7 protein-coding genes are annotated in these 6,996 nt (G+C 31.6%); 5 read left to right on the plus strand and 2 right to left on the minus strand.

Annotation, left to right across the window (positions count from 1 at the left end):
* Nucleotides 1–128: 128 nt before the first annotated feature.
* From CLOBL_RS04260 to CLOBL_RS04280, 5 genes are all read left to right on the plus strand, one after another.
* Nucleotides 129–1,061, plus strand: coding sequence for a helix-turn-helix domain-containing GNAT family N-acetyltransferase (locus CLOBL_RS04260; protein ID WP_077857878.1), 933 nt, complete (start codon nt 129–131; stop codon nt 1,059–1,061).
* Between the two features lie 70 nt (nt 1,062–1,131).
* Entirely contained in the window at nt 1,132–1,620 is a 489-nt protein-coding gene (locus CLOBL_RS04265) for a GNAT family N-acetyltransferase (RefSeq protein ID WP_077857879.1), read from the plus strand.
* Nucleotides 1,621–1,667: 47 nt separating this feature from the next.
* Nucleotides 1,668–2,612, plus strand: coding sequence for an AraC family transcriptional regulator (locus tag CLOBL_RS04270; RefSeq protein ID WP_077857880.1), 945 nt, complete (start codon nt 1,668–1,670; stop codon nt 2,610–2,612).
* A gap of 215 nt (nt 2,613–2,827) precedes the next feature.
* Entirely contained in the window at nt 2,828–3,601 is a 774-nt protein-coding gene (locus CLOBL_RS04275) for an EFR1 family ferrodoxin (protein WP_077857881.1), read from the plus strand.
* Between the two features lie 203 nt (nt 3,602–3,804).
* The gene (locus CLOBL_RS04280; RefSeq protein WP_077857882.1) at nt 3,805–4,578 is read left to right on the plus strand and encodes an EFR1 family ferrodoxin; all 774 of its coding nucleotides are present in this window, start codon (nt 3,805–3,807) and stop codon (nt 4,576–4,578) included.
* Between the two features lie 134 nt (nt 4,579–4,712).
* On the opposite strand, the gene CLOBL_RS04285 is transcribed toward CLOBL_RS04280, so the two are convergent.
* Together CLOBL_RS04285 and CLOBL_RS04290 are read right to left on the minus strand one after the other, a co-directional pair.
* Entirely contained in the window at nt 4,713–5,801 is a 1,089-nt protein-coding gene (locus CLOBL_RS04285) for a leucine-rich repeat domain-containing protein (protein WP_077857883.1), read from the minus strand.
* Between the two features lie 188 nt (nt 5,802–5,989).
* The gene (locus CLOBL_RS04290; protein ID WP_077857884.1) at nt 5,990–6,721 is read right to left on the minus strand and encodes a phosphoglycerate mutase family protein; all 732 of its coding nucleotides are present in this window, start codon (nt 6,719–6,721) and stop codon (nt 5,990–5,992) included.
* Nucleotides 6,722–6,996 lie beyond the last annotated feature (275 nt).

Here is a 6,996-nt window from a genome sequence, read left to right on the forward strand (position 1 = left end):
TTTTAAACACTAAATAACTTGACAAAAGCAACTAATATAATTGACAAAAGCAACCAAAGTTATTATAATTTTCTTAAGCAGTGAACTAGAGTGGGATTTTATTACAAGTGGTAGGAGGACATTTTCATATGAACAAAAATCTTAAAAATAGAATTAGTATTATTAGACGTTTTAATCGATATTATACAAATGTATTAGGGCTGTTAGATCAGCATATTTTAGAAAGTGATTTATCATTATCAGAAGTACGAGTTTTACATGAAATTGAAAAAACTGATCAATGTACATCAAAAATGTTGTCAGATATTTTATGTATGGATGCAGGATATTTAAGTAGAATATTGAAAAAGTTTTATAAGGTAGGTTTATTGGTAAAAGAAAAATCCTCTGAAGATGGTCGGGCGCAGTATTTATACCTTACATCAGAAGGAAAAGAAAAAATGGATGAATTAAATAATAGTTCAGATGAACAAATTGCTGAAATTATAAAACCATTAACAGAAATTGATAAGAATTGTTTGGCTCAGAATATGACCTCAATAGAAACCATTTTAACAGATGGTGCTAATATTAAATTAGAGGATATTACTATCAGTACAGACGTACAGTCTGGGGATATAGGATATATTACATATATGCATGGATGGATTTATGGAGAAGAATATGGTTATTCTACTGCTTTTGAAGGATATGTAGCTGAATCATTTCATAAATTTTTACTTAATTACAATCCAGACAATGATCGTTTATGGTGTGCTAAGCATAATGGAAATATAATAGGCTGTATTGGGATAGTGGGTCAGGGAGAACGTGCTCAACTCCGATGGTTTTTGATTGATCCACATTACAGAGGGATTGGCCTTGGAATAAAATTATTACAAGAGGCACTAAATTTCGCTAAAGTAAAAAAATATGAGAGTGTTTATTTAGATACAACAAGTGATTTAGATAAAGCAATTAATATGTATACTAAGGCAGGATTTATAAAGATATCAGAAAAGGCTAATAATTCATGGAGAGAAGATTTAATTGAACTTGAGTTTGAAAAGGAACTGCAATAAGAGAGTGAAAAAATTCAACTTGGGGCTTAAGTTAAGTATATGAATAGTAAATTTGAAAGGGGCTTATGATATGGAAACAGAAATTAAACTTGCTTATGATAATAATAAAGAAATTAAAGAATTATTTTTTGAATATACAGAAATGCTGGTTAAAAATAATCCAAGTGTTGCAAAATACTTAGAACTGCAAAATTATGATTCTGAAATTGAACATTTAACAGAGAAATATGGACTGCCAAATGGTAGATTATATATAGTGAAAGTTGAAAATCAAGTAGCTGGATGTATTGGCTTAAGAAAAATAGATGATGAAAACTGCGAGGTAAAGAGATTATATGTTAGACCTGACTTCCGTGGACATAAGCTTGCAATTAAGCTTATAGAAAAAATTATTGATGATGCTAAAAAAATTGGTTATAAAAGTATGCTTTTAGATACGTTACCTTTCTTAAAAGAAGCTATACATTTATATAAGAAATTAGGGTTTTATGAAATTAGCTCATATAATAATAATCCGATGGATACCTTAATTTATATGAAATTAGATTTATATAGATAAATTACAATTCGTAGAACCACATATAGAAAGGAGTTGACTTTGAAATTATGAACATGCTAGAAGAACATACGATTGCCAGAAAATCCAGTAATAGCGAGGTGGAATTTGAAGAAGAGATATCTAGACTAGCACATTTGATCTATATTCATAGTCCATATGATGGTAGTTTTAATCAGCGTATTCCAGGTTTGCATGTAAACCGCTATTCACGAACAGAGACGGACATAGTGAAAACCTTCCAGTCGCCTTTTTTATTACTTGTTATACAAGGAGAGAAGGTCGTTACGCTCGGAAAGGAGATTTATAAGGTGGGGAGGTCACGTATGCTTATGTTCCCTGTTGCGCTCCCTGTTGCATTTCAGACTACACAGGCCAGCCCTTCTGAGCCATTCCTTAGTGTAGGGCTAGAATTAGATCCAGAAAGGATTGCTGAATTGACTCTAAAAGTATATCCACAGGGATTACCTCCAATTGACAAACGCAGAGCAGGTTATATAGCTGATGCTGATTTCGGTATTATAAATGCAGTTAAGAGACTAATTGAGTGCCTGGCAAATCCAGATGATACTAAGTTGTTTGCTCCACTTGTATTAGATGAGATTTTGCTAAGGGTCCTTCGCAGCAACATCGGTGCTAACATTGCTGAAATTGGCTTTGAAAATTCTAGTGTACAACGAATTGCTAAAGCTATTGACTGGCTCCGCGATAATTTCTCACAGCAGATAAAAGTTGCAGAGTTGTCTCAACTGGTACACATGAGCGAGTCATCGTTTTATGAATATTTTAAGTTAGTTACATCATTGAGTCCATTGCAATATCAAAAAGCTCTGCGGCTTCATGAAGCAAGGCGGCTGATGATATCTAGTTCAATGGATGCGACAACTGCATGCAGGATGGTGGGATACGTGAGTGATTCGCAATTTAGTAGAGATTACAGTCGATTTTTTGGAAATCCGCCAAAGAGAGATGTCATCAGTTTGCTTCAGAAATAGGAAAGCAATAATGATTTAATCATATGAATGTTACCAAGTTAGAAAATCATATGTATAAAACTGCAATCTTAGAATTTTTTTTATGGTGGTTAGAGTTGGAACCATTTCTGGAGGATTGGGCAAGAATTAACGTGGAACAGGCAAATATCTTGACGCAAGGCAGAATACAATAAATTTATAGTTTTGTTATTCAATTGTTTAGGAGGTATATGAATATGAATAAGAGAATTTTTTATTTTTCAGCAACAGGGAATAGTCTGAAAACCGCTCTTGATATTGCTAATGCCTTAGGAGATGCAGATGTGGTGTCAATCTCAAAAGCTGGAATGAATTATAATTGCAGCAGTGAAGTAATAGGATTTGTTTTTCCTGTTTATTCATGGGGGTTACCCAATATGGTATATGACTTCATAAAAAGCAGCAACTTCAATAAAAATGCTTATTTCTTTTCAATAGTTACTTGCGGGGGGGCTATTGGAACATGTTTGAGTAATGTTAACAATCTGCTTAAAGAAAAGGGTGCATATTTGCATTATGGTTCTAAGCTACGTTTTTTGTCAAACTACATATTGATGGTAGATATAAACAATGATAAACTAGACAAAAAGCTTGCAAAAGCTGATAGTCGACTTGCTGTGATCATTCAAGACATTAAGAATAGAAAAGAAGGCAAAATAAAAGACAGTTCAGGTATTCTTTCAAATTATTTTAAGAATACACATGAGAAGGCAAGTGCAAATTACAAGTCTACAGACAAAGATTATAGCATTTCAGAAAGTTGTACAAAATGTGGTATTTGTGTTTCGGTTTGTCCAGTAAAAAATATTGAGATTATAGATGAAAAAGTAATGTTTAAGCATAACTGCGAACGTTGCCTTGCGTGTATTCACTGGTGTCCCCAAAAGGCAATAAATTATAAAGATAAAACTCAAAATAAGCAGCGCTACCATCATCCAAAGATAAAATTATCTCAATTACAATCCAGATAATGACCATTAAGCTTTTAGTTACAGTCCTTTTTCATGATTATATAGTGAATAATTTTTAGATATTGCTATTATACAATGCAGGATATTTTAGACTTGAAATATTATAAAGTAACTACTGTTATGGAATAAAAACAGGATTTTGCACATATTATTAGAATTAATGCATTAATGGAAAAAATATTTCAAGGATTGGGGGAAAGATCATGGGGAATAGTATTTATTTTTTTACTGGAACAGGAAATAGTCTAAAGGTAACTGAAGAGATAGCGAAGAAGTTACAAGAGTGCGAAATTATAGCCATAAATAGAGAAGTAGAAACTGAAATAAAAGGGGATTTTGAACGTATAGGCTTTGTTTTTCCTGTATATTATTGGGGCTTGCCAGTGATGGTCGCAGATTTCTTACGAAAAGCCAATTTTAAAGAGCAAGGATCGACGTATTATTTTGCCATAGCTACATATGGAGGAATGCCAGGCAACGCAATTCCAATGACAGGTTCTTTACTTAAGGACAATGGAATTCATTTAAATTATAATGCTGGAATTAAAATGTTTGGAAATGCTATAACTCATTACAATATGAGCAAAAACGTAGAAAAGATTACTGAAAAATCAAATGAAAAGATAGTATCAATTGCTAAAGATATAGAAAATAAGATAATAAAGAAGACAGGCTCTTGTAACAGACTTATCAATCATGTTTATATTAATAGAATTACTAAAATTAATACAATAGATATAGGATTTAACGTAAATAGCAGCTGTACTTCATGTGGCATATGTAAGAATGTATGCCCTGCTAAAAATATAACTTTGGAGGATAACAAACCTGTATTTCATCACCAATGTGAAAGTTGTCTTGCATGTATTCAACACTGTCCAAAGCAGGCAATTAATTATAAGGATAAGACTCAAAAACGAAGACGTTATACTCATCCTCAAATAGGAGCTGAAAAACTTATGCAGTACTACACATAAAAAGCATCAAAGTAAATCATAAATCCCAGTAAAACTCATGAAAATGCTTACTGGGATATTTTAATGCATTAAATATTAAAAAGTAGAAATTAAAATTTTTATAATTAGAAAAATTATTTAATTATTGTATATTATTAAGATGCTACAATGATCTGGTTTGCGCTTACCCCAGAACCAACTAAAAGCTGTTTTGTTGCTTCACTCTTTACATAAACTTTAACATTACTGCAGCCTTCAAATGGATTAGCTTCTGTTATAATGTTACGAGGACCATTAATACGAGTTTCTATAGTTTGAACACTATTTGGAATTGTTATGCTAGTCAAACTAATACAATCTTTGAATGCACCTGCGCATATAGTTGTTACTCCATCAGGAAGTGTTAGGCTTGTCAAATTAGTGCAGTAGTTAAAGGCATTCTTACCTATACTTGTTACGCCACTAGGAATTACTAAGTTTCTTAAACTTATGCAGCCTTGAAATGTAGTTTCACCTATTATTGTTAAATTATTTGGTAATGATACATTTTCTAATTTAAAACAATCAGAAAATGTATCATTACCTAAAAATGTCACACCATTTTCTACTGTTGCGTTTGTTAAGCTATAGCAACCAGAAAATACACTATTACCCATTGATATTACGCTACCAGGAATTGTTACATTTTTCAAGCTTCTGCAATTAATAAATGCGTGGTCATCAATGCTTTTAACACTATTTGGTATTGTTATGTTTGCTAAATTGATGCAGCCACTAAATGCGCAATCCCCTATGTCTGATACTGTACTTGGAATTGTTACATTTGTTATTTTAGTGGAGCTAAAGGCATAAGCTCCTATACCTGTTACTGCTACATTATCAATTTTGTCTGGAATATTTATAATGCTTTGAGAGCCTAAATATGCCACTATTTTACCTGTTGATCTGCAAAAAGCCCAGTCACCACTTATTGTTACATTTGCAAATTGACCACTACTGTTTAATCCATCTTCTTGGTCAAAAAACATATTACCAGCATTATTTACCATATATCCGTTTGCCTTAAAGTAATATAAACTTCCATCGATTGTTCTCCAGCCTCTAGCCCATGAATTCCCTTCAGTATACCACCAGCCATTGTTATCCTGTTTCCACTCTGCACTTGCGGCTATTGGATTTAATGCTAGGACCGATACCATCAATAATGTACCAGCTAACAATTTCGTTATTTTTGATTTTTTCATATTTACCCCTCCATATTACCCCTAAATTTCAATATAAAATGACAATATATAATATTTTAACATTATTATAAATAATTTTCCATAATATATTGAATTTTGGGAATATAGTGTCCAATAAAACATGCTTTTCTAAAAGGGATTTATAATATAGAAATAGAAATTAAACTAGCTTATGACAATAAGAAGTACTATGTTAATTGAAAATCTTGTTTAAACAATGGTAAATTTGATACTCCATCGTATGATATTTCTCCATTGTCAAGAACTGAAAATTCTTTGTATACTTCCAATTTAGCTTTTGTATCACTTATTTTAGTTATTACCCAAATTGCATCATAATTTTTATCATCATCTTTTTTTGCTTGAGGATTATATCCCCAGCTATTTACAGGTGCTCCTAGTAATTTAGCTATCTTAGTAAGGGATTTATGCTCCCAACACACAAGCACTACTTTATCTTCACCAAATTTGTTAATGTCGTTAACAGCTTGATTGATATCTGACTGTTTGAAGTTTGCTATTATTGGTATATTAAGTGCTTTTGACAGTGGAGTAACTGTTTCAACTGGTCTATTACTATGCTTACTATTCTCTTGCTTCATAGCTATGATAGCATCAGGTTTACTGATATTATCAGGAAGATGATTCTTGAAGAAATCAGGAAGCTCATTTGCTCTTTTATACCCGTTAGAAGAAAGATCAACATCCTGTACTGAACCATCTGAATTTTCTTTTTCTCCATGACGAATAAGTATGATTTGTCTTGGTTTTAGACTTTTGGTATCACTGCTCTCGGATATAGAACCAGATGATTTCGATTCTGCTACATGATTATTTTGGAAAAAGAACTTCAATCCGCAAGCTACTGAAGCAACAACTATTAAAATTATAATTAAAGTTAATCTAGAAGTTTTTTTCATTAAAAGATAACCTTCCTTTTACTGTAATGCTCTATGAAATTTAGAAAAATTTTCACATTCAGAATAACAAATAATATAATAATTGTCCATATAAAAAGATATTATTTGAAGATATGACCGGAATAGTTATGATAGATAAACATTAAAGTAAAATATAATAAAGAGTAACACATCAAAAGGGGAAATGAGTGTTACTCTTTATTATTATATTTATTTAATGGGGTAAATATTTATGAAAAAAATTATTATCAACTTTGTAACTTTATTATAATTGG

The sequence above is a fragment of the Clostridium sp. BL-8 genome, from assembly GCF_002006495.1.
Taxonomy (GTDB): Bacteria; Bacillota; Clostridia; order Clostridiales; family Clostridiaceae; genus Clostridium.